Source organism: Streptomyces racemochromogenes (assembly GCF_039535215.1).
GTDB lineage: Bacteria > Actinomycetota > Actinomycetes > Streptomycetales > Streptomycetaceae > Streptomyces > Streptomyces racemochromogenes.
In genome coordinates this window covers 1,142,842-1,165,541 of record NZ_BAAAWT010000001.1, presented here as the reverse complement: position 1 = coordinate 1,165,541, position 22,700 = coordinate 1,142,842, and the positions used below count along the sequence as shown (strand labels likewise).

Sequence of the window (22,700 nt, the reverse complement as noted above, 5' to 3'; positions counted from 1 at the left end):
CCCCCGTGAACGTACTCACCGAGAACTTCGCGCTCTACGGCGAGGGCTTCCTCGGCACCGTGGAGCTGACCGTCTACGCCTCGCTCGTCGCCCTGGTCCTCGGCTTCCTCATGGCCTCCTTCCGCGTCGCGCCCGTCGGCTCCTTCCGCGTCTTCGGCACGGTCTGGGTGACCGTGCTGCGCAACACCCCCCTCACCCTGCTCTTCTTCGCCGTCATGCTCGGCCTGCCGCGCTTCGGACTGGTCCTGCCCTTCGAGCTCTTCGCCGTCCTCACCCTCGGCTGCTACACCTCGGCCTTCATCTGCGAGGCGCTGCGCTCCGGCATCAACACCGTGCCCAAGGGCCAGGGCGAGGCCGCGCGCAGCCTGGGCATGTCCTTCGGGCAGACCCTGGGGACGGTGGTGCTGCCGCAGGCCTTCCGCTCCGTCATCCCGCCCATCGGCTCGACCCTGATCGCGCTCGCGAAGAACTCCGCCATCGCCGGCGCCTTCAGCGTCACCGAGCTGCTGGGCACGTACAAGACCCTCAACGAGCTGGGCTACAGCATCATCTGGACCTTCGTCTGGATCGCCGTCGGCTACCTGATCATCACCCTGTCCATCAGCGCGGTCTTCAACGTGCTGGAGAAGCGCTACGGAGTCGCCCGATGACCGCGCACGCGCTGCACGGGGACCTGGAGTCCACGGCCCTCTACGACCTGCCCGGGCCCAGGGCCCAGCGCCGCCACCTCCTCTACGGGATCCTCTCGACCGCGGTGATCCTCGGCCTGCTGGCGTGGATCCTCTACCTCCTCTTCGACACCGACCAGTTCACCGCCGCCAAGTGGAGCCCCTTCGCGTACGAGGGCATCCAGGAGCTGCTGCTCAGAGGGCTCGGCAACACCCTGAAGGCCTTCGCGTACGCCTCCGTGCTGTCGCTGGTGCTCGGTGCGGTGCTCGCGACCGGCAGGCTCTCGGTGCACCGTCCGGTGCGCTGGGCCGCCACCCTGTGCGTGGAGTTCTTCCGGGCCATGCCGGTCCTGGTGATGATCTTCTTCATCTTCGTGGCGCTGAAGGTCCAGCCCCTGCCGGCCCTGGTGGCGGGGCTGACGCTGTACAACGGCTCGGTGCTCGCCGAGGTGTTCCGCACGGGCGTCAACGCCGTGGAGAAGGGCCAGCGCGAGGCGGCGTACGCCCTGGGCATGCGCAAGACGCAGGTGATGACCTTCGTCCTGGCACCGCAGGCGGTCCGGGCGATGCTGCCCGCGATCATCAGCCAGCTGGTGGTGGCCCTCAAGGACACCTCGCTGGGCTTCCTGATCACCTACGAGGAGTTCCTGCACGCGGGCAAGCTGATCGCCTCCAACCTGGACTACGACCTGCCCTTCATCCCCGTCGTGATGATCGTCTCGCCGGTCTACATCGGCATGTGCATGCTGCTGTCCTGGTTCGCCACCTGGGTCGCGCGGCGCGAGCGGCGCAGCCTGAAGACCAGGGCGGTCGAGGTCGCGCCCGCCGAACCGGGCACGGTGCTGCCGGGGAGATAGACGGCCCCCCGGCAGCGGCCGCGGATCACTGCTCGCGCAGCGGCACCGAGACGTACGAGGGATCGGTGCGCGGCGAGGAGAAGGTCAGCTGCGCGCCGGCGGGGTTGTGCTCGATGTAGAGCGGGTCGACCGTGTCGACGACGAGGGCCAGGCGGTGGCCCTCGGGGACGTCGTAGGCGGTGGAGAAGAGGTCCAGGTCGACCCCGAAGGACTGGCCGGGCGTCTTCCCGTGGAAGGTGTACGGGGCGTTGCTGACGAGCTTGCCGATGCCGAGCGGGCCGACGTCGTAGAGGTAGGCGACGAAGGTGCCGTCGCCCTTGGTGGGCGTGACGGTGGTGTGCAGGCGCACGGTGCCGCGGATCCGGCGCTCGTCCTCGTAGCGCGGGGACTGCCAGACGGCGGCGAAGGCGCGGGGGAGCAGCGGGATCGAGGCGGCCGGCGGGGCCTTGGCGAACTGGTCGAGGATGCTGGAGAGGAAGAGGATCCCGCCGTTGGCGCCGGAGTCGACGTTGGCCCAGACGTGCTCGCTGCCGGTGAGCGGGAGCCTCTCGGTGCCGCCGGAGCCGACCGACTTCCAGTCCGCGTAGCCCTCGTACCCGTCGGTGCTGCGGGACTTGATCTGCACGGGGGCTTCGGTGTCGACCCCGTTGCGTTCGCCCTTGAGGTAGCGGTCGAACCAGCGGTGGGCGTTGGTCCAGGTGTCGTTGGGCAGGCCCAGCAGTCCGGTGGCCTCGGCGGTGGCGTGGTCGCCGGGGCGGAACTCCAGGCGCTTGGGGCCGGTCAGCTTCTCGAAGAACTCGGCGTACTGGTTGGGCGGGAAGATCGTGTCGCCCCAGGCGTTGCCGAGCATGATCGCGGCGCCGTTGGCGTTGATCCGGCCGACCTGCTCGGAGGCGGAGCGCTTCTTCCCCCACTCGATCATCGCCTGCTCGTTCTCCAGCTTCGAGCCGAGGAAGTCGCCGAGGATCTGCTGGAGTTCGGGTCCGGGGCGGCCGGTGAGGTGGCCGGCGGCGCCCAGCATGCCGGCGGCCTGGAGGTGCTGGGTGCGGCCGGAGTAGATGGACTCGATGAGGTCGGCCCAGCCGCTGAGGGCCACCACGGCCTTGACGCGCGGGTCGTGCGCGGAGGCCAGCAGGCTGATGCCCGCCCCGTAGGAGACCCCGCCGAGGCCGATGCGGCCGGGGTCGGCGGGGGCGTTGGCCAGGGCCCAGTCGATGACGGCGGAGACGTCGGCGATGTCCGCCGGCCCCGCGGTCTCGATCTGCCCGCCGGAGAGCCAGAAGCCGCGGGAGGTGTAACTCACCACGACGTAGCCGGAGTCGGCGAGCTGCTTGGCCTGGGCGATGTATTCGATCTGCGGCATGCCCCAGCTGGTGGGGAGCACGATCAGCGGGTACTTCCGGCCGGGCTCGGCGCCGGCCGGGGTGAAGACGTTGCCCTTGAGGGTGATGCCGCCCGAGCCGGGGATGTCGTGGAAGCGCACCTGCGAGGAGGTGCCGGTCTGTGAGGTGGCGGCGGTCGGCGCCGCCTGGGCCTGATGGGGGGACAGGCCCAGCGCGGTCGCCGCGAGCAGGGCGGCCACGGCCGCTGCGGTGGTGGGGCGGGTTCTCATCGATCGCTCCTCGCGTGCGCCGGTGTCCAAAAGTGACCCGACGGTAACGGGAGGGGCTTACCCGAGGTAACCCGTGAGTAAGTTACGTAGCGGTAACAATTGGGGAGGGGCCGGTCGGCCGCCCGTACGGTCAGCCCTGCGGGGAGCCGCCGCCGGCCAGGGCGCTCTTCGCCTTCCACTGGTCCCACGACAGGTTCCACTCGCCGTACCCGTTGCCGAGCTCGGCGTTGCCCTTCGAACCGCTGCCGACCACCTCGAAGGGATCGCCGACCTGCACCCGCTCGTAGAAGGACTTGGCCTCGGCGTCGCTCATGCCCACGCAGCCCGAGCTGGAGTTCACGCGGCCGAAGTTGGCGGAGTTCCAGGGCGCGGCGTGCGCGTACATGCCCGACCAGGTCAGCCGCATCGAGTAGTCGACCATCTTGTCGTAGGAGTCGCCCAGGCCCACCGTCTGGGAGTCCATCCGGATGGTGCCCTCCTTCGCCATCAGCACCATCTTCCCGGACCAGGAGGCCTTCTGGCCGCCGGGCGTGCCCGCCGAGACCGGGATCGTCTTCACCGTCTGGCCGTCCTCGGTCACCGTCATCTTCATGGTGTCGAGGCTGACCTCCATCCGGCGGTCCTTGCCTATCTTGAACTCGGTGTTGTAATCGCGCGCGAAGAGCCCGCCGCCGGAACCGGAGTCCACTCCGTTCAGGTGCATGTCGACCTTCACGTCGGTGCCGGACTTCCAGTACTCCTTCGGCCGCCAGTCCACCCGGTCCTTCCCGGAATAGTCCTTGAACCAGCCCCAGGCGCCCTCGGTGTTGTTCGAGGTGGTCACCTTCAGTTGCTTCTCGACCTCGGCCTTGTTCTTCACCGGATTGTCGAAGACCAGCGAGACGGGCATCGCGACGCCCACCGTGCTGCCCTTCGGGATGTTGATGGAGACCTTGTTCACCTTGTCCGCGGGCGAGGTCTTGAACTGGGTGGTCGCGCTCTGGCTGGCGGTGTTCTGCGCCTCGACCTTGTAGTCGGTGCCGGGGGAGGCGTTGCGCTCCGAGGTCCAGGTCCGGCCGTCGGCGGATATCTGCCCCGCCAGCTCCCCGCCCTTGCCGTCGACCACCTTGACCAGGGAGAACTTGCCGTCGGCGAGGGTCACCTTCACCGGCTCGCCGGCCTTGACCTGGTCGCCCGTGAGGTTCACCGAGATCGCCATGTCCGGGCCCTTCTCCGTCCCGCCCCCCTTGCCGTCGCCGCCCGCCTTCCCGTCCGTACCGCCGCTCCCGCAGGCGCTGAGGGCGAGGGTCAGCAGCGCGGTGCCCGCCAGCACGGCGTGACGGGTGCGGCGGCGCGGAAGTGCGGTGCGGCGTGTACGGCTCAACGAAAACCCCTCCGAAGAAATAACGGTCGTCCTCAGGTAAGGAGCGAACGCGGCCACATTAGGTTGCGCATTCCGCGCAAAAACTCCCCGGGGCCGTTGTGACATGGGCCGCAGCGGAACTGTTGCCGTCCGGTCACATTCGGGGACTTGTGGAATCCGGCCGTCCGGAATTGGCCAACGGGCTCGTCCGGGGCGGGAAAAGGGCCCTTCCGCGCCGTGGCGGGGGCCAAAGGACCCTACCGGGAGGTGAATTCGCCCCGACCCGGCCACCGGGTTACCCTCCGTCTTCGGCTCGGCGAAGGGAAAGACCGATGTACGGATCCACCAGCAGCGCGGCGCCGGGCGCGGCACCCGCGGCCCCGGCACCCGCGACTGCGGCGGCCGGGGCCCCGGCGAAGGCCTCGGTGCTGCGCAGCGGTGCGCTGATGGCCGCCGGCTCCGTCGTCTCCCGCGCCACCGGCTTCGTCCGCTCCGCCGTGGTCCTCGCCGCACTGGGCGCCGGATTCCTCGGAGACGGCTACACCGTCGCCAACACCGTCCCGAACATCCTCTACATGCTGCTCATCGGAGGCGCCCTCAACGCCGTCTTCGTCCCCGAGCTGGTCCGGGCAGCCAAGGAACACCGCGACGGCGGAGCCGCGTACACCGACCGGCTGCTGACCGCCTGCACCGCGGCGCTCCTCGCGCTCACCGCCGCCGCCGTCCTCGCCGCACCGCTGATCGTGGACGCGTACACCCCCGCCTCCTACACGGACGCCCAGCGCGCCACGGTCGTCGCCCTGGCCCGTTTCTGCCTCCCGCAGATCCTCTTCTACGGGCTCTTCACCCTGCTCGGCCAAGTACTCAACGCGCGCGGCCGGTTCGGCGCCATGATGTGGACCCCGGTCCTCAACAACATCGTCATCATCGGCGTCTTCGGCTTCTTCCTGTACGCCTCCGGCGGCGGCCGCGACGCCCTCGACGCCGCCGACACCCGGCTGCTGGGCATCGGCACCACCGCCGGGATCGCCCTCCAGGCCCTCGCCCTCGTCCCCTCGCTGCGCGCCGCCCGCTTCCGCTGGCGCCCCCGCTTCGACTGGCGCGGCAGCGGCCTCACCCGCCCCCTGCGCAACGCGGGATGGCTGGTCGTGCTCGTCCTCAGCAACCAGTTCGCCTACTGGGTGGTGACCAAGCTCTCCACCACCGTCGGCGACCGGGCCCCCGGCTACGGCTACGCCGCCTACACCAGCGCCTACCAGCTGTGGATCGTCCCCCAGGGCATCATCACCGTCTCCCTGGTCACCGCCCTCATGCCCCGGATGAGCTCGGCCGCCGCCGACGGCGACCTCACCGCCGTCCGCGAGGACGTCTCGTACGCCCTGCGCTCCAGCGCCGCCCTCGTGGTCCCCGCCGCCGCGCTCTTCGCCGCACTCGCCCCCTGGGTGATGGACTGCGTCTCCGGATACGGCAAGGTCACCCCCGCCGAGGTCGCGGCCATGGCCGGCATGCTCGCCGCCTTCGCGCCCGGCCTGATCGCCTACTCCGCCCAGTACGCGCTCGCCCGCGGCTTCTACGCCCTCTCCGACACCCGCACCCCCTTCTTCCTGAACCTGGTCATCGTCGCCCTCAACGCCGGCCTGTCCTACGCCGCCTACCTGCTGCTGCCCGTGCGCTGGGCCGTCACCGGCATGGCCGCGGCCACCTCCCTCGCCTTCATCGGCGGCGCCGCCGTCACCGCCTGCGCCCTCTCCCGGCGGCTCGGCCCGCGCCCGAAGGGCCGCACCACCGCCCTCGCCACCCACCTGCGGCTGCTCGCCGCCTGCCTGCCCGCCGCCGGCGCCGCGTACGCGGCCGCCCGCGCCGCCGACGGCCTCGGTTCCTTCGCCGCCGCCGGAGCGGGAACCGCCGCGCTCGCCCTGGTCGTCGTACTCCTCGCCCGGCCGCTGCGCCTGGCCGAGATCACCGACCTGCTGGACTCCCTGCGCCGGAAGGCCGGCCGATAGCGGGAGGAAACCCCATGAACCACCCTGGAATACTGACCGGATGCCACGCGTACTACTGATCGAGGACGACCCTTCCATCCGGGAAGGGGTCGGCCTCGGCCTGCGCCGCCGCGGCCACGAGGTGAGCGCCGCCGCCACCGGCGAGGAAGGACTGGCCCTCATCGGGGGTTTCCGCCCCGAGCTGGTCCTCCTGGACCTGATGCTGCCCGGCATCAACGGCGTACAGGTCTGCCGCCGGATCCGCGAGACCAGCCAGGTCCCCATCATCATGCTCACCGCACGCGGCGACGACTTCGACATCGTCGTCGGCCTGGAGGCCGGGGCCGACGACTACATCGTCAAACCAGCCCGCACCGAGATCATCGAAGCCCGGATCAAGGCCGTCCTGCGCCGCCTCAAGGGCCCCGGCGGCCCGCCCGGCGTGGAACACCACGGCGAACTCGCCATCGACCGCGCCGGACTGACCGTCGCCAAGAACGGCGAACGCGTCGCCCTCGCACCCAGCGAGATCAAGCTCCTGCTCCACCTGTCGGCCTCACCCGAACAGGTCTTCTCCCGGCAGCAGCTGCTGGAATACGTGTGGGAGCACAGCTACCACGCCGACGCCCGGCTCGTGGACGCCTGCGTACGCCGGCTGCGCAACAAGGTCGAGGACCCCGACCGCCACCCCCGCTACATACAGACCGTGCGGGGCTTCGGCTACCGCTTCGGCCCCCTCTAGGCCGTGCGCCGTCTCCCGCCGCTCGGCCTGCGCACCCGGCTGATCGCCGCGTTCCTGCTCGTCGCCGCCATCTGCGCCGTCAGCACCGCCGCCCTCACCTACCGGCAGGCCCGCAGGGCCGTACTGACCCAGAGCCAGGACACCGCGGTCAGCACCCTGCGCGACCAGCTGGAGGGCCAGGGCATGAGCCTGCCCATGGACCGCCAGCAGCTCCAGCGCCTCGTCAACGACCTGGGCAAACGCGGCAAACCCCACTCCTGGGTGGTCTACGGCGAGTACGGCACCCTGCGCGCCTCCTCCAACGGCACCCCCACCACCTCAGCCGTCCTCACCGAGAAGCTGCGCGAGCAGGTCGCGGCCAACCCGCACGGCGCCTTCCAGCGGGTGCAGGACGGCCGCGGCGAGCCCTACCTGACCATCGGCATGCCCGCCGTCTTCACCCGCGACGGCAGCCGCGAGCCCACCGGCGTCACCGTCTACGCCGTCATGCCGCTCACCAGCGAACGGCAGACCGTCGACGCCATGGTCGAAGCCGCCAAACAGGGCGCCGTACCGGGCCTGGCCATCTCCCTCGTACCCGCCCTGCTCGCCGCGCGCAGCGTCCTGCGCCCCGTACGCGACATGCGCCGCGCCGCCCAGAACCTGGGCCGGGGCCGTCTCGACACCCGCATCGCCGTCAAGGGCGCCGACGAACTCGCCGGCCTCGCCCGCACCTTCAACGAGACCGCCGGCGCCCTGGAGGAATCCGTCACCGAACTGCGGGAGGCGGAGGCCCGGGCCCGCCGCTTCGCCGCCGACGTCTCCCACGAACTGCGCACCCCGCTCGCCGGGATGCTCGCGGTCACCGAGGTGCTCGACGAGGACGCCGCCGGCCTCGACCCCGACACCGCCAAGGCCCTGCGGCTGATCAGCGCCGAGACCGGCAAGCTCGCCGTCCTCGTCGAGGACCTGATGGAGATCTCCCGCTTCGACGCCCGCGCCGCCGAACTCAACCTCGACGACGTGGACGTCGCCGAGGCCGTCGGCAAGACCCTGGAACGCCGCCGCTGGGACGACGACCGGGTCACCACCGACCTCCCCGGAGGGATCCGCGCCCGGCTCGACCCGCGCCGCTTCGACGTGGTCCTCGCCAACCTCGTCGGCAACGCCCTGAGGCACGGCGAGGCCCCCGTACGGGTCGCCGTACGCACACAGGAGCACCCCGGCGGGCCACGCCTGCTGCTGGAGGTCGCCGACAGCGGGCCGGGCATCGCCGAGGGGGTCCTCCCGCACATCTTCGACCGGTTCTTCAAGGCCGACGCCGCCCGCGCCCGCTCCGCCGGCAGCGGCCTCGGACTCGCCATCACCCTGGAGAACGTCCGCCTCCACGGCGGCACCCTGACCGCCGCCAACGGAGCCGACGGGGGAGCCGTGTTCACCCTCGACATGCCGCTGGAGGCAACCGCATGAGCCGTACGCGGTCCCTCGCCGCCCGCGCCGCCGCCCTGCTCGGCCCGGCGCTGCTGCTCACCGGCTGCGGGATCAAGCCGACCGGGGTCGTCGAGAGCGGCGCGGCCGCCAAGGTGGCCGTCGCCGCGCCCGCCCGCACCTCCATGGCCTACTTCGTCACCCCCGAGGGACGGCTCGTGCCCGCACCGCAGCCCGAGCACACCCGCGACGGCCCCCGCGGCAGCCTGACCGGACTCCTCACCGGTCCCGGAGCCCCGGAACTGGAAGCCGGGCTCGGCACCCGGCTGCCCGCGGTCGACGAAGCGGGGCTGGAACAGATCGGCGTCGGCTTCACGGCCCGCGACCGGGTGGAGGCACGGCTCCCCTTCTCCGTCGCCGGCCTGGACCCGACCGCCCGCCGCCAGCTCGTGTGCAGCGCCCTGTCGACCCTCGCCCCGGCCTTCGACGTGGTGCTGCGCGGCACCGACACCGCGCTGGAGGCGGCCCGCTGCGAGTTCGGGGGCCGGACGGGCTGACGGCCCCTCGCGGTGGCCCCCGGCGCCCTTGCGCGGTTCCCCGTTGCCGGTGCCCTTCGCGGTGATCCCCGTACCCTTGCGCGGGTCCCCGGCAGCCCGCCACCGTGTGGGCCATGGAACGCGCCGCCCGGCCCACCGGCATCCCCGACGTCTTCGACCCCCGCCTCTACGCCGAGGGCGTCCCGCACGAGCGCTACCGGCTGCTGCGCGAGCGGCACCCGGTCGCCTGGCAGGAGGAGCCCGAAGTCCAGGGCTGGCCCGCCGGGCCCGGCTTCTGGGCCGTCACCCGGCACGCCGACGTCGTCCGCGTCCTGCGCGACCACACCGCGTACTCCTCCTGGCTCGGGGCCACCCAGATCCGCGACCCCGACCCCGCCGACCTGCCGTTCCTGCGCAGCACCATGCTCAACCAGGACCCTCCCGACCACGGCCGGCTGCGCCGCCTGGTCTCCCGCGCCTTCACCCCCGCCCGCGTCGACGCCTTCGCGGACCGGGCCCGCCGGCGCGCCCGTACCCTCCTCGCCGCCGCCCGCGACGGCGCCGAGGACGGCACCGCCGACGTGGTGCGCGCCGTCACCGACGAGTACGCCCTGCTCAACCTCACCGACCTGCTCGGCGTGCCGCCCGCCGACCGGGGCCTGCTGCTGGAGTGGACCGTACGCGTCATCGGCTACCAGGACCCCGACGACGCCCCCGCACCCCTCCTCGGCCCCGACGGCAAGCCGCTGAACCCGCGCTCCCCGGCCCTGCTCGGCGAGATGTTCGGCTACGCCCGCGAACTCGCCGCGTACAAGCGCGCCCACCCCGGGGACGACGTGATGACCGCCCTCGCCCAGGCCGGACTGGAGCCCGCCGAGCTGGAGATGTTCTTCTTCCTGCTCACCGTCGCCGGCAACGACACCGTACGCGGCGCGGCACCCGGAGGCCTCCTCGCCCTCGCCCGGAACCCGGGCGCCTACCGCCGGCTCGCCGCCGGCGCCACCGGCACGGACCGGGCCGTCGAGGAACTCCTGCGCGTCCACCCGCCGGTACTCAGCTTCCGCCGCACCGCCGCCCGCGACACCGAACTCGCCGGGACACCGATCCGCGCCGGCGACAAGGTGGTCGTCTTCCACGCCTCCGCCAACCACGACGAACGCGTCTTCACCGACCCCGGCCGGCTCGACCTCGGCCGCTCCCCGAACCCGCACGTCTCCTTCGGCGACGGCCCGCACGTCTGCCTCGGCGCCCACTTCGCCCGGCTCCAGCTGCGCACCCTCTACGAGGAGTGGCGTACGGCGATGCCCGCGCCCGAACTCGCGGGGGAGCCGCGCCGGCTGGTCTCCAACTTCATCAACGGCATCACCCGGCTGCCGCTGCGGGTGTCCGCGCCGCGTCGGTGACGTCCGCCACCAGCTCCGTCACGTCCGGCCCGTAGGCGTCGGAGTTGACCACCTTCAGCATCAGACAGAAGGCCTTCCCGTGGTGCTTGCGCGCCAGCTCCTGGTGGTTGCGGGCCAGGTATCGGGCCGCCGCCTGATTGCTGTTGGCGGTCTGCCCCGACAGCAGGAAGACCGGCCGCGTACCCGGCCCCGTGGTCAGCCGGGCCAGCAGCACGTACTCGGCCAGGCCCGGCTCCCAGCGGTACGTGTCCCCGCCGACGGCTATCGCCCCCCGGTCCGGACCGGATTCGGTGGACACGTCGACCCGCACACCGGGAAGCAGCGAGTGCAGGTGCGCCACCGTACGGGAGTTGGAGGCGGGCCCGCCGACGCAGAACTCGGCGCGCTCGCCGAAACCCTGCCGCGCCTGGTGGGTGACGACCTGCACCGTCGCCCCGCAGTCCTTTATCAGGGCGGATATCTCCAGCAGCGCGAAGGCGTCGTTGCGGTGCAGCGAGTTCTCCGTGCCGCCCATCTGGCGGTTTACCACGAACAGGCAGTCCGAGCCGGCCGGCAGCCCGAAGAACGCCTGCTTGCGGCGGAGCGCCCGACGCCAGAGGTAGGTCCGTGCGAACCAGCCGAAACCACCACTGATGGCCGTGGCCACCACCCCGAGCACGATGTTGCGGACGTCATCGTTCATGCGGCGGATGGTAGCCGTCACACCACCGTCATGACGCGGGGGCCGGGGCGGAGCTAGGCTGCCGCTCCTAGGTCTGACAGGCAGTCGACTGGAGGAACCGGATGCGTGCTTCCGCCGCACGTCAGTTAGCGTTCGCCGCCCTCGCCGGGGCGCTCGTCTCCACCGGGGCCGCCGCCCCGCCCTCGCAGACGGCGACCCCGCCGAAGGTGCCGGTCGCCGCCGGCTACGGCGGAGCCGTCGCCAGCGTCGACGCGGACGCCTCCGCCGCCGGCGTCGCCGTACTGCGGGCCGGCGGCAATGCGGTGGACGCCGCCGTCGCCGTCGCCGCCGCGCTCGGGGTCACCGAGCCGTACTCCGCCGGGATCGGCGGGGGCGGCTACTTCGTCTACTACGACGCCTCCTCCCGCCGGGTGCACACCATCGACGGCCGCGAGACCGCGCCCGCCACGGCCACCGCCACCCTCTTCCAGGAGAACGGCGTCCCCATCCCCTTCGCCGAGGGCCAGACCAGCGGACGCTCGGTCGGCGTCCCCGGCACCCCCGCCACCTGGAAGAGCGCCCTCGACGCCTGGGGCAGCCGCCCGCTCGCCCAGCTCCTGCGCCCCGCCGAGAAGCTGGCCCGCGACGGCTTCACGGTCGACAGCACCTTCCGCGCCCAGACCGAGGCCAACCAGGACCGCTTCAAGGACTTCCCCGCCACCCGCGAGCTGTTCCTGCCCGGCGGCCAACTGCCCGTGGTCGGATCCACCTTCAAGAACCCCGACCTCGCCGCGACCTACGCCGAACTCGCCCGCAAGGGCACCGGCGCGCTCTACCGGGGCCCGATCGCCGAGGACATCGTCAACACCGTCCGCAAACCCCCCGTCGACCCGGCCGCCACCCGCAACGTCCGCCCCGGCGACCTCACCACCGCCGACCTGCGCGCCTACGCGACCAAGCGGCAGGCCCCGACGCAGATCGCGTACCGCGGCCTGGACGTCTACAGCATGGCGCCGTCCTCCTCCGGCGGCACCACCGTCGGCGAGGCGCTGAACATCCTGGAGCGCACCGACCTGTCGGGGCTGTCCCAGGCGCAGTACCTGCACCGCTACATCGAGGCCTCCCGGATCGCCTTCGCCGACCGGGGCCGCTGGGTCGGCGACCCGGCCGCCGAGTCCGTACCGACGCGGGAGCTGCTCTCGCAGCGGTTCGCCGACAGCCGCGCCTGCCTGATCAAGCCCGACCGGACGCTGACCAGCCCGCTGGCCCCCGGCGACCCCCGCAACCCGGTCCCGTGCGCCACCACGGGGGAGACCGCCCCCACCACCTACGAGGGGGAGAACACCACGCACCTGACGGTCGCCGACCGCTGGGGCAACGTGGTCTCCTACACCCTGACCATCGAGTCCACCGGCGGCAGCGCCATCACCGTCCCCGGGCGGGGCTTCCTGCTCAACAACGAGCTGACCGACTTCTCCTTCGCCCCGGCGGCCCCCGGCGTACCCGACCCGAACCTGCCCGGCCCCGGCAAGCGCCCGCGCTCGTCCATGTCCCCGACCATCGTCCTGGACCACGGCCGTCCGGTCCTCGCGGTCGGCTCCCCGGGCGGCGCCACCATCATCACCACCGTCCTGCAGACCCTGACCGGCCACCTGGACCGGGGCCTGCCGCTGGTGGACGCCATCGCGGCCCCGCGCGCCAGCCAGCGCAACCAGACCACCACCGAGCTGGAGCCGGGCCTGTGGAACAGCCCGCTGCGCGCCGAACTGGAGGGCCTGGGCCAGGCCTTCCGGCAGAACCCGGAGATCGGCGCCGCGACCGGCGTCCAGCGGCTGCCCGACGGCCGCTGGCTGGCGGCGGCCGAGACCACCCGCAGGGGCGGCGGCTCGGCGATGGTCGTACGGCCGCACGGCAAGCCGTAGCCGCCGCCCCCGCGGTGCGGTGAGTACCCTCGGGCCGCCCGCGGTGACGGCGACCGCGTGCTCGGCGCGGGCGGCGCGGGGGCCGTCGGTGGTGCTGCGCGGCCGGGTCCCCGACCCGGCCGCGCGGGCCGGCAGCCGCCCCTGCGCGGGCGTGTCCGGCGGCCGGACGGACCAATGGGCGTGGCAGGTTCCCCGATCCGGGAACGGTGAAGGCGTGTCAGTGATGAACGCAGCCACACGCCTCGGCCTCGCACTCCTCGGCGCCCTCCTCGCGGCCGCCCTGCTGGCCGCCGCCTGCTCGACCCGCGGAGGGCGGGCCGACGCCCGGAGTGCCGTGGACGCGGGTTCGCCGTCAAGGTTTGAGATGTCCGTAGCCCGCCCGTAACACGGATGGGATGCAATGCGTGCATGGAGACGCCGACTGCGCTGGTGATCGGGCAACTCACGGACTACCTGCGGGGGTTGACGCAGCGACTGGATCCCGGCACCGGCTGGTACGGGGAGTTCCTGCGGCGCGATCCGGAGGGGATGCGCGCGTGCCTCGAGGGGGTCGCGGTGCCGCCGTGGGACGTACTGGAATCGCTGCTCGGCGACCTGCCGGGCGAGCCGGGCGGCGCGGCCGGCGAGGCGGCGTACGCGGCCTCACTGCGGGCGGCCGCGGTCGCCGCGTGGGACGCCCTGCCCGGCGGCGCGGGGGAGCTGCGGACCCTGCTCGACACCGCCGCCGGCCAGCGGGCCGCCCTGGACCGGGCCCTGCGCACCCTGACCGCCCGCCTCGCCGGCGCGACGGACCCGGGGGAGGCGGCCGCCCTGAACCGGGAGCTGGCCTGGACCCGCGACGACGCGGCCCGCGCCGCGGCCCGGCACGCGGACCTGCACGCCCGCCTGACCGCCCTCGGCCCGGTCGCCCCGAACCCGACCCCGACCCCGGGGCCGGACCCGCGGCTCCTGCCGCCGGAGCCGGAGGCCGAGGTGCTGCCCGGGGTGCCCGCGCAGCGGGAGGGCGGGCGGTGGCTGCGGGGCGGCGGCCGGCGGGGCGGGGGAGCCCGGTACGCGGGGGCGCCGCACGCCGCCGCGGTACCCGCGCCGCCCGGGGAGGCCGTCCGGCCCGCCGGCGCCGTGCCGGACCTGCCCGCTCCGCTGCCGCGCGGCGCACGCTACCTCCGCCCGGCCCCCGGCCCGGCGGCACCGGAGGCCATCCCCGACGAGCCCTCCCTCTGGGACGCCCCCGCCCCGGCCCCCGCCCCGGCCCCGGCGGCCGGTCCGCGCGGCGGGTTCACCGCCGAGCTGCTCGCGCTGCGCGCCCAGGGCCGGAGCGGCGAGGCGCACGCCATGCTCTGCGAGGCCGCCGCCTGGCCCGCCCCCGCACTGCCCGCCCTCGCCGCCGAGCTCGGCCGCGCCGGACTCGCCGCCGACTGGGCCACCCTGCTCTGGGAGGCGGCCTCCCTCCCGCCCGACCGGCTCGCCGCGGCCGCCGCCGCCCTCGGCGCGGCGGGCCGGGAGGCCGACTGCGACGGGCTGCTGCGCCAGGGCGTGGCCCGCCCCGCCGCCGAGGTCGCCGAGGCCGCCGTCGCCCTCGGTGCGGCCGGCCGGGACCGCGAGGCCCAGGCCCTGCTCGGCGCCTTCGTCCGGCTGCGCACCGCCGAGGAGGCGGCCGGCCTGGCCCGCCGGGACCCGCACTGGTTCGCCCCCCGGCTGCTGCGCGCCGCCGGGGCCCTGTCCGCAGCCCGGCACCGCGACCTGGCGCACGCCCTGCGGGTGGCGGGAATCCCGGTGGCCTGAACCGCCCGTCTGCTGACCGCAAACGCCCACGTATCGACGTAACGTGATCGACTACTCCAATCGCGCAAGGCGGTCTTGCCCCACGCTGTGACGAGGCCTACCTTCGACTCCCTACGCACACCGTCTACGTGCGTAGAAGCCGGCGTTCCCGTCGCGAGGAGCAGCTCATGGCCCAAGTCGTCCGCGCCGCACTCGTCCAGGCCACCTGGACCGGAGACACCGAGTCGATGATCGCCAAGCACGAGGCGCACGCCCGCCGGGCGGCCGCCCAGGGCGCGCGGATCATCGGCTTCCAGGAGGTGTTCAACGCCCCCTACTTCTGCCAGGTCCAGGAACCCGAGCACTACCGCTGGGCCGAGCCCGTCCCCGACGGCCCCACCGTGCGCCGGATGCAGGAGCTGGCCCGCGAGACCGGCATGGTGATCGTCGTACCGGTCTTCGAGCTGGAGAGCGAGGGCTTCTACTACAACACGGCCGCCGTCATCGACGCCGACGGCAGCTACCTCGGCAAGTACCGCAAGCACCACATCCCGCAGGTCAAGGGATTCTGGGAGAAGTACTACTTCCGCCCGGGCAACCTCGGCTGGCCGGTCTTCGACACCGCCGTCGGCAAGGTCGGCGTCTACATCTGCTACGACCGCCACTTCCCCGAGGGCTGGCGCCAACTCGGCCTCGGCGGCGCCCAGCTGGTCTACAACCCCTCCGCCACCTCCCGGGGCCTCTCGGCGTACCTGTGGCAGCTGGAACAGCCCGCCTCCGCCGTCGCCAACGAGTACTTCATCGCCGCCATCAACCGCGTCGGCCAGGAGGAGTACGGGGACAACGACTTCTACGGGACCAGCTACTTCGTCGACCCCCGCGGCCAGTTCGTCGGCGAGGTCGCCAGCGACAAGGAGGAGGAACTCCTCGTCCGCGACCTGGACTTCGACCTGATCAAGGAGGTCCGCGACCAGTGGGCCTTCTACCGCGACCGCCGCCCCGACGCCTACGGAGGACTCGTACAGCCGTGACCAACCCCATCCCGCTGCACAGCCGCCACCGCACCGTCCTGCCCGACTGGCTCGCGCTCTACTACGACCGCCCCATCGAACTCACCCACGGCGAGGGCCGCCACGTCTGGGACGCCGACGGCAACCGCTACCTCGACTTCTTCGGCGGCATCCTCACCACGATGACCGCCCACGCGCTCCCCGAGGTCACCAAGGCCGTCGCCGAACAGGCCGGGCGGATCATCCACTCCTCCACCCTGTACCTCAACCGGCCCATGATCGAGCTGGCCGAGCGGGTCGCCGCCCTGTCCGGCATCCCCGACGCCCGGGTCTTCTTCACCACCTCCGGCACCGAGGCCAACGACACCGCCCTGCTGCTCGCCACCACGTACCGCCGCTCCAACCAGATCCTGGCGATGCGCAACAGCTACCACGGCCGGTCCTTCTCCACCGTCTCGGTCACCGGCAACCGGGGCTGGTCCCCGACCAGCCTCTCCCCGCTCCAGACGTACTACGTCCACGGCGCGGTCCGCACCCGCGGCCCCTTCGCCGGCCTCGACGACGCCGGCTTCACCGCCGCGGCGGTCGCCGACCTGGAAGACGTACTGGGACAGGCGCGCGGCGGAGTGGCCGCGCTCATCGCCGAACCGGTCCAGGGAGTCGGCGGGTTCACCTCACCGCCCGACGGCCTGTACGGGGCCTTCCGCGAGGTCCTCGACCGGCACGGCATCCTGTGGATCAGCGACGAGGTGCAGACCGGCTGGGGCCGCACCGGCGACAACTTCTGGGGCTGGCAGGCCCACGCCCAGAACGGCCCGCCGGACATCCTCACCTTCGCCAAGGGCATCGGCAACGGCATGTCCATCGGCGGTGTCGTGGCCCGCGCCGAGGTGATGAACTGCCTCGACGCCAACTCCATCTCCACCTTCGGCGGCTCCCCGGTCACCATGGCGGCCGGCCTGGCCAACCTGGCCTACCTGCTGGACCACGACCTCCAGGGCAACGCCCGCCGCGTCGGAGGCCTCCTCCTGGAGCGGCTGCGCGCCGTCACCGCCTCCGTGCCGGCCGTACGGGAGGTCCGCGGCCGGGGCCTGATGGCCGGCATCGAGCTGACGGAGCCGGGCACCGACCGGGCCGACCCCCAGGCGGCCGCCGCCGTCCTCGAGGCCGCCCGGGAGCGCGGGCTGCTCCTCGGCAAGGGCGGCGGGCACGACACCAGCGTGCTGCGCATCGCGCCGCCGCTCTCCCTCACCGTCGCCGAGGCGGAAGAGGGCGCCGGGATCCTCGAACAGGCTCTGAGCACCATCCAGTAGGGGGACGCACATGAGCATCCGTACGCTGATCAGCGGCGGCCTCGTCATCACGGCTTCCGACGAGCTCCACGCGGACGTCCTGATCGAGGACGGCCGGGTCGTGGCGATGGCGACGGCGGGCAGCCAGCAGTGGACCGCCGACCGCGTGATCGACGCCTCGCGGAAATACGTGATCCCGGGCGGGGTCGATGCGCACACGCACATGGAGTTGCCGTTCGGCGGCACCTTCGCGTCGGACACGTTCGAGACCGGGACCAGAGCCGCGGCCTGGGGCGGGACGACCACGATCGTCGACTTCGCGGTGCAGACGCCCGGGCACTCCCTCCGAGAGGGCTTGGACACGTGGTACGCGAAGGCCGACGGCACATGCGCGATCGACTACGCCTTCCACATGATCGTTTCTGACGTCAACGAGCGCTCCCTCAAGGAAATGGACGGACTCGTCGAGGAGGGCGTGAGTTCGTTCAAACTGTTCATGGCATATCCGGGCGTCTTCTATTCCGATGACGGTCAGATCCTGCGGGCGATGCAGCGGGCCTCGGGCAACGGCGGGCTGATCATGATGCACGCCGAGAACGGCATCGCGATCGACGTCCTCGTCGAACAGGCCCTGGCCCGTGGAGAGACGGACCCGCGCCACCACGGCGAGGTCCGCAAGGTCCTCCTGGAGGCGGAGGCCACGCACCGCGCCATCCAGCTCGCGCGGGTCGCCGGCGCCCCCCTCTACGTGGTCCACGTGTCGGCGGAGGAGGCCGTCGCGGAGCTGGCCGCCGCCCGGGACAAGGGCCTGCCGGTCTTCGGCGAGACCTGCCCCCAGTACCTCTTCCTGTCCACCGACAACCTGGCGGAGCCGGACTTCCAGGGCGCCAAGTACGTCTGCTCCACCCCGCTGCGCCCCCGCGAGCACCAGGCCGCCCTCTGGCGCGGCCTGCGCACCAACGACCTCCAGGTGGTCTCCACCGACCACTGCCCCTTCTGCTTCCGCGGCCAGAAGGAGCTGGGCCGGGGCGACTTCTCCAAGATCCCGAACGGGCTGCCGGGAGTGGAGAACCGCATGGACCTCCTGCACCAGGCCGTCCTGGACGGGCACATCAGCCGCCGCCGCTGGATCGAGATCGCCTGCGCGACCCCGGCCCGGATGTTCGGCCTCTACCCGCAGAAGGGCACCATCGCCCCCGGCTCCGACGCCGACATCGTCCTCTACGATCCGCACGCCGAGCAGGTCATCTCCGCCGAGACGCACCACATGAACGTGGACTACTCGGCGTACGAGGGCAGGCGGATCACCGGACGCGTCGACACGGTCCTCTCCCGGGGCGAGATCGTCATCGACCGGCGCGAGTACACCGGCCGGGCCGGCCACGGAGCCTTCGTCCACCGCTCCACCTGCCAGTACCAGTAAGCCGCAAGCCCGCAAGCCCGCAAGCCCGCAAGCCCGCACGCAGCAGCAAGGAGCCATGCATGGACTTCGGCCTCGTCCTGCAGACCGATCCGCCGGCCTCCCAGGTCGTCAGCCTCATGAAGCGTGCCGAGCGCAACGGCTTCCGCTACGGCTGGACCTTCGACTCGGCGGTCCTCTGGCAGGAACCGTTCGTCATCTACAGCCAGATCCTCGCCAACACGCAGAAGCTCCACGTCGGCCCGATGGTCACCAACCCGGGCACCCGCACCTGGGAGGTCACCGCCTCCACCTTCGCCACCCTCAACGACATGTACGGCAACCGCACCGTCTGCGGCATCGGCCGCGGCGACTCGGCGATGCGCGTCGCCGGCCGCGCCCCCAACACCCTGGCCCGCCTCGGCGAGGCGATCGAGGTCATCCGCGACCTCGCGGAGGGCCGCGAGGCGGTCGTGGACGGCAACCCGATCCGCATCCCCTGGATCAAGGACGGGAAGCTCCCCGTCTGGATGGCCGCGTACGGCCCGAAGGCCCTGGCCCTGACGGGCCAGAAGGCCGACGGCTTCATCCTCCAGCTCGCCGACCCGTTCCTCACGGAGTGGATGGTCAAGGCGGTCCGCGACGCCGCCACCGAGGCGGGCCGCGACCCGGCGTCGGTCACCATCTGCGTCGCCGCCCCGGCGTACGTCACGGCCGACGACTCGCCGGCCGCCCTGGCCCACGCCCGCGACCAGTGCCGCTGGTTCGGCGGCATGGTCGGCAACCACGTCGCCGACCTGGTCTCCCGCTACGGGGAGCACTCGGGCATGGTCCCGGACGAACTCACCGAGTACATCAAGGCCCGCCAGGGCTACGACTACAGCCACCACGGCCGCGCCGGAAACCCCTCCACCGACTTCGTCCCGGACGAGATCGTCGACCGCTTCTGCCTCCTGGGCCCGGCGGAGGCCCACATCGAGAAGCTCCGCGCCCTGCGCGACCTGGGCGTGGACCAGTTCGCCGTCTACGACATGCACGACGCCCGGGAAGCAACCATCGACGCGTACGGCTCCGACATCATCCCGCTGTTCCGCTGACGCCCGCAGAGCGGGGCCGATCCTGGAGTCGGCCCTCTCAGCTCCCACGGCGGACGAGGCTCTCGCGCATACCGGCAACGGATACGAGGACCAGGTGGCCCACGGGCGCGGGCCCACTTCAGATTCTTGACTTGGCGTGCATTTCCTCGATCCACGCGCCCAGATTCTCGGTGTCCCACTGTTCGGGCCAAAGCCCACGGATCAGGTATCCCCCCGCAGGCTTCGCGCGATGTCGATGTCGTCCCCCAGCGCGCTGAAGCGGGGATGGGGTTCGCGGCCGGCGTCCAGGACACAGACATGGAGCCTGTCGCCCGCCCGCGGTGGTGCCACGCTCGCGTCCCACCACGACGGGTGTTTGACCTGGTCGACGAAGCCAAAGACGCCGTCTTCGCCGTCCACTTCGACCTTCACGCCTACGGGCGCGACCCCGACGACGGTCACGTCGAGCTCCTGGTGGTCACGGAATCTCAATTCGGCCCTCCAAAGATGTTGATCCAGCTGCGCCGCTGCGTCAGTTCGTTGAACCGGTCGAGCATTTCGACGGGTATCTCGAACTCAAGTCGTACGGCGCCGCCCGGCCCGTTCCTGTCGTGGATCTTCACGCGGTCGGCGAACTCCTCAAGGAACTTCGGATGCATTTTGCCCGGCCGATACGCGGCAATCTCTGCCGTCAGTTCCATGCTCTGCGTCCCCCATCAGGCGGTGTTCAGCGGAACGGAGCACAGTACCTTGATCGCCGACTCGGGCGTTGGCCAGAAGGCGGTAACCGGACTCGGACAGCTGTGACTGGTGGGGGTCGCCACATCGTTCGGGACGGGGCGAGGAGGTCGTGGAGCCCGGCGTGTGCTTGTGGGATGCCGGAGGCGGGTGCGGTCAGGCGTTTTGTGGGTGGAGGGCCAGCGTGATGTGCGGGGCGAGCGTGCGGAGGAAGTCCTGGGCGTCGAAGATCTCGCCGGCCGAGGCGACCCCGGTGGTCTTGGTGCGGCCGGTCAGGACGCGGTCGAGGGCCTCGACGACCAGGGGCGCGGTAACGGCGTAGATGTCCTGCCCGCCGGCCGTGGCCCGGCGTTCGACTCCGCCCGAACGTACGACGGCGTCGACGAGGAAGGTCTGGTCCGAGCGCCCGCTGCGGTCGGCGGCGGTCGGGGCCGGTGTATGGGGTGCGGCGATGTCACGGACCGCCTCGACGGTCATGTAGGTGGTCACGTCGGGGATGGACAGGTGCTGGGGAACGGTGACGACGTCCGCCATCGTGAACTCCCCGATCACCTCCCGGGCCCCCATCGGTTCCGGGAAGGTCCACCGAAGCGTGGGCGCGGCGTCGGTGCGCCGCTCCCACTGTCCGCCGCTGTAGCGCAGGCGGACGTCGCCGCGGCGCTCGCGGGAGACGGCACCGGACAGGCGGGTGCCGGCGGTGGGGTGCCAGCTGCTGAGCGCGTAGGCGATGTGGGCCTCGTCGGCCTCCGTCCAGTCGCCCATGGCCGCGGTGGCCAGCAGGTCGCCCAGACCGCCGAAGAAGGCCATGGCCGGGACGATCACCGCTCCCGCTTCCCGGGCCCGGTCCCGGTAGTGGGCGAAGGTGTCGAGGTTGGCCTCGAGCTCGGCGGCCACGTCCAGATACGGGATCTCCGCACGGAGCGCGGCCTCGATCACGGGGCCGGTGGTCGTCGCGAAGGGCCCGGCGCAGTTGATGACCGCCACCGTTCCCGCGAGGGCCCGCTCCAGCGAAGCGGCATCTTCCGCGGAGGCCACCCGGGCCTCAAGGCCGAACTCGTCTGCCAGCTCCCCCAGGGCCCGCATGTTGCGCCCGGAGGGCACCGGAACGAACCCGCGCGCTGCCAGCTCCGCGACCACGAACCGCCCGGTGTGTCCGTACGCGCCGAACACCGCCACCAGCTGACCTGACCCCATGAGGCTGCTCCCCGTGCACTCGAACATCCGCTGCGCCGGCCATCCGGCGCGGTCTGACACCCCCATCCTGTCCCCGCGGCAGCACCCGCACGAGCGTCGGAAACGACATGACGCGTACAGTTTCGGACATGCCCACCGTTGCGCTGGCCGTCACCGACGGCATGCTCCACTACGAACTGTCCGTAGCCCTTGAAGTCTTCGGTGCCGACCTGACCCACATCGTGAGTCCCTGGTACGACTTCCTCCTCTGCGGGAACGGCGCGGCGCACGTCGACCGCTTCCGCCTCGAACCCGACCACGGCCTCGACCACCTCGCGCACGCGGACACGGTGATCGTCCCCGGTTGGGCCGACACGGATCGCGAGCCGCCCGCCGAGCTGGTCGAGGCGGTGCGCGCCGCCCACGCGGCCGGCGCCCGCGTCGCCTCCCTGTGCACGGGCGCCTTCATCCTGGGCGCGGCCGGACTGCTCGACGGAAGACGCGCCACCACACACTGGGCTCACACACGCGAACTGGCCCGGCGCCACCCGAAGGCCACCGTCGATCCGGACGTCCTCTACGTCGACAACGGCGACGTCCTCACCTCCGCGGGCAAGGCCGCCGCCATGGACCTGTGCCTGCACCTGGTCCGCCTCGACCACGGCTCGGCCAACGCCAACAAGATCGCCCGGCGGCTGGTCGTCCCGCCCCACCGTGACGGCGGCCAGGCACAGTTCATCTCCACCCCCCTCCCCGCCCCGGGCAACCACCCTCTGGGAGAACTCTTCCCCTGGGCACTGGAGCGCCTGGACCAACCGCTCACCGTGGAGGACCTGGCCCGCCAGGCCCGCATGAGCTCACGCCACCTCGCCCGTCACTTCAGACACCTCACCGGCACCACGCCCCTGCAGTGGCTCCACGCCCAGCGCATCCGCCACGCCCAGGAGCTCCTGGAAACCACCACCGCCACCGTGGACAGCATCGCCACGGCCACCGGCATGGGCACCGCCACCACCCTGCGCCGCCACTTCCACCGCAGCGTCGGCGTCCCGCCCGACACCTATCGCCGCACCTTCCGGCCCTGAACACCGCTCACGGGCCGATCCGGCGACACGTGGA

General features: G+C 72.3%; 21 protein-coding genes. 15 read left to right on the top strand and 6 right to left on the bottom strand.

Features of this window, described 5'->3' with window-relative positions:
- The first annotated feature begins 5 nt into the window (after nucleotides 1-5).
- On the top strand, nucleotides 6-650 hold the full coding sequence (locus tag ABD973_RS05445; RefSeq protein WP_125823053.1) for an amino acid ABC transporter permease: 645 nt from the start codon (nucleotides 6-8) through the stop codon (nucleotides 648-650).
- Nucleotides 647-1,525, top strand: a complete 879-nt coding sequence (locus ABD973_RS05440) for an amino acid ABC transporter permease (RefSeq protein ID WP_125823054.1) — start codon at nucleotides 647-649, stop codon at nucleotides 1,523-1,525. The genes ABD973_RS05445 and ABD973_RS05440 overlap by 4 nt, the downstream gene beginning before the upstream one ends.
- A gap of 25 nt (nucleotides 1,526-1,550) precedes the next feature.
- On the opposite strand, the gene ABD973_RS05435 is transcribed toward ABD973_RS05440, so the two are convergent.
- Together ABD973_RS05435 and ABD973_RS05430 are read right to left on the bottom strand one after the other, a co-directional pair.
- Complete coding sequence (locus ABD973_RS05435) at nucleotides 1,551-3,137, bottom strand: CocE/NonD family hydrolase (protein WP_345498861.1); 1,587 nt, start codon at nucleotides 3,135-3,137, stop codon at nucleotides 1,551-1,553.
- A 130-nt stretch (nucleotides 3,138-3,267) separates the two neighbouring features.
- On the bottom strand, nucleotides 3,268-4,500 hold the full coding sequence (locus ABD973_RS05430; RefSeq protein WP_345498859.1) for a L,D-transpeptidase: 1,233 nt from the start codon (nucleotides 4,498-4,500) through the stop codon (nucleotides 3,268-3,270).
- A 311-nt stretch (nucleotides 4,501-4,811) separates the two neighbouring features.
- Between ABD973_RS05430 and murJ the strand changes: the two genes are divergently transcribed.
- From murJ to ABD973_RS05405, 5 genes are all read left to right on the top strand, one after another.
- Entirely contained in the window at nucleotides 4,812-6,482 is a 1,671-nt protein-coding gene (murJ, locus tag ABD973_RS05425) for a murein biosynthesis integral membrane protein MurJ (RefSeq protein WP_125823057.1), read from the top strand.
- A 40-nt stretch (nucleotides 6,483-6,522) separates the two neighbouring features.
- Complete coding sequence (locus ABD973_RS05420) at nucleotides 6,523-7,203, top strand: response regulator transcription factor (RefSeq protein WP_125823058.1); 681 nt, start codon at nucleotides 6,523-6,525, stop codon at nucleotides 7,201-7,203.
- Between the two features lie 3 nt (nucleotides 7,204-7,206).
- On the top strand, nucleotides 7,207-8,652 hold the full coding sequence (locus ABD973_RS05415) for an ATP-binding protein (RefSeq protein ID WP_345498856.1): 1,446 nt from the start codon (nucleotides 7,207-7,209) through the stop codon (nucleotides 8,650-8,652).
- Nucleotides 8,649-9,167 (top strand): hypothetical protein, encoded by a 519-nt coding sequence (locus ABD973_RS05410; RefSeq protein WP_125823059.1) that lies wholly within the window; start codon nucleotides 8,649-8,651, stop codon nucleotides 9,165-9,167. Before ABD973_RS05415 ends, ABD973_RS05410 begins: the two co-directional genes overlap by 4 nt.
- 113 nt (nucleotides 9,168-9,280) lie before the next feature.
- A complete protein-coding gene (locus tag ABD973_RS05405; protein ID WP_125823060.1) occupies nucleotides 9,281-10,549 on the top strand; it encodes a cytochrome P450 in 1,269 nt (422 codons plus the stop codon).
- Here ABD973_RS05405 and ABD973_RS05400 read toward each other — a convergent pair.
- Nucleotides 10,509-11,231 (bottom strand): hypothetical protein, encoded by a 723-nt coding sequence (locus ABD973_RS05400; RefSeq protein ID WP_125823061.1) that lies wholly within the window; start codon nucleotides 11,229-11,231, stop codon nucleotides 10,509-10,511. The genes ABD973_RS05405 and ABD973_RS05400 overlap by 41 nt on opposite strands.
- Nucleotides 11,232-11,332: 101 nt before the next feature.
- Between ABD973_RS05400 and ggt the strand changes: the two genes are divergently transcribed.
- The 7 genes from ggt to ABD973_RS05365 all read left to right on the top strand — a co-directional run bounded on the left by ggt (nucleotide 11,333) and on the right by ABD973_RS05365 (nucleotide 19,691).
- Nucleotides 11,333-13,132 (top strand): gamma-glutamyltransferase, encoded by a 1,800-nt coding sequence (gene ggt, locus ABD973_RS05395; protein WP_345498852.1) that lies wholly within the window; start codon nucleotides 11,333-11,335, stop codon nucleotides 13,130-13,132.
- Between the two features lie 223 nt (nucleotides 13,133-13,355).
- Nucleotides 13,356-13,517: a hypothetical protein gene (locus ABD973_RS05390; RefSeq protein WP_164720984.1), complete on the top strand. Its 162-nt coding sequence runs from the start codon at nucleotides 13,356-13,358 to the stop codon at nucleotides 13,515-13,517.
- Nucleotides 13,518-13,540: 23 nt separating this feature from the next.
- Nucleotides 13,541-14,914 (top strand): hypothetical protein, encoded by a 1,374-nt coding sequence (locus ABD973_RS05385; RefSeq protein WP_345498850.1) that lies wholly within the window; start codon nucleotides 13,541-13,543, stop codon nucleotides 14,912-14,914.
- A 167-nt stretch (nucleotides 14,915-15,081) separates the two neighbouring features.
- Nucleotides 15,082-15,924, top strand: coding sequence for a nitrilase-related carbon-nitrogen hydrolase (locus ABD973_RS05380; RefSeq protein ID WP_125823063.1), 843 nt, complete (start codon nucleotides 15,082-15,084; stop codon nucleotides 15,922-15,924).
- Nucleotides 15,921-17,216 carry an aspartate aminotransferase family protein gene (locus tag ABD973_RS05375; RefSeq protein ID WP_241253423.1) on the top strand — a complete coding sequence of 432 codons (1,296 nt, stop codon included), beginning with the start codon at nucleotides 15,921-15,923 and terminating at the stop codon, nucleotides 17,214-17,216. The genes ABD973_RS05380 and ABD973_RS05375 overlap by 4 nt, the downstream gene beginning before the upstream one ends.
- Before the next feature lie 10 nt (nucleotides 17,217-17,226).
- Nucleotides 17,227-18,618, top strand: coding sequence for a dihydropyrimidinase (gene hydA, locus ABD973_RS05370; protein WP_345498847.1), 1,392 nt, complete (start codon nucleotides 17,227-17,229; stop codon nucleotides 18,616-18,618).
- Between the two features lie 59 nt (nucleotides 18,619-18,677).
- Nucleotides 18,678-19,691, top strand: a complete 1,014-nt coding sequence (locus tag ABD973_RS05365) for a TIGR03842 family LLM class F420-dependent oxidoreductase (protein WP_345498845.1) — start codon at nucleotides 18,678-18,680, stop codon at nucleotides 19,689-19,691.
- 201 nt (nucleotides 19,692-19,892) lie between these two features.
- On the opposite strand, the gene ABD973_RS05360 is transcribed toward ABD973_RS05365, so the two are convergent.
- The 3 genes from ABD973_RS05360 to ABD973_RS05350 all read right to left on the bottom strand — a co-directional run bounded on the left by ABD973_RS05360 (nucleotide 19,893) and on the right by ABD973_RS05350 (nucleotide 21,602).
- Nucleotides 19,893-20,132 carry a hypothetical protein gene (locus ABD973_RS05360; RefSeq protein WP_345498843.1) on the bottom strand — a complete coding sequence of 80 codons (240 nt, stop codon included), beginning with the start codon at nucleotides 20,130-20,132 and terminating at the stop codon, nucleotides 19,893-19,895.
- A 26-nt stretch (nucleotides 20,133-20,158) separates the two neighbouring features.
- Nucleotides 20,159-20,371 carry a hypothetical protein gene (locus ABD973_RS05355; RefSeq protein WP_125823067.1) on the bottom strand — a complete coding sequence of 71 codons (213 nt, stop codon included), beginning with the start codon at nucleotides 20,369-20,371 and terminating at the stop codon, nucleotides 20,159-20,161.
- Between the two features lie 193 nt (nucleotides 20,372-20,564).
- Nucleotides 20,565-21,602, bottom strand: a complete 1,038-nt coding sequence (locus ABD973_RS05350) for a saccharopine dehydrogenase family protein (RefSeq protein ID WP_345498841.1) — start codon at nucleotides 21,600-21,602, stop codon at nucleotides 20,565-20,567.
- Nucleotides 21,603-21,730: 128 nt separating this feature from the next.
- On the opposite strand from ABD973_RS05350, the gene ABD973_RS05345 reads away from it, so the two are divergent.
- A complete protein-coding gene (locus ABD973_RS05345) occupies nucleotides 21,731-22,666 on the top strand; it encodes a helix-turn-helix domain-containing protein (RefSeq protein WP_125823068.1) in 936 nt (311 codons plus the stop codon).
- Nucleotides 22,667-22,700: the final 34 nt, after the last annotated feature.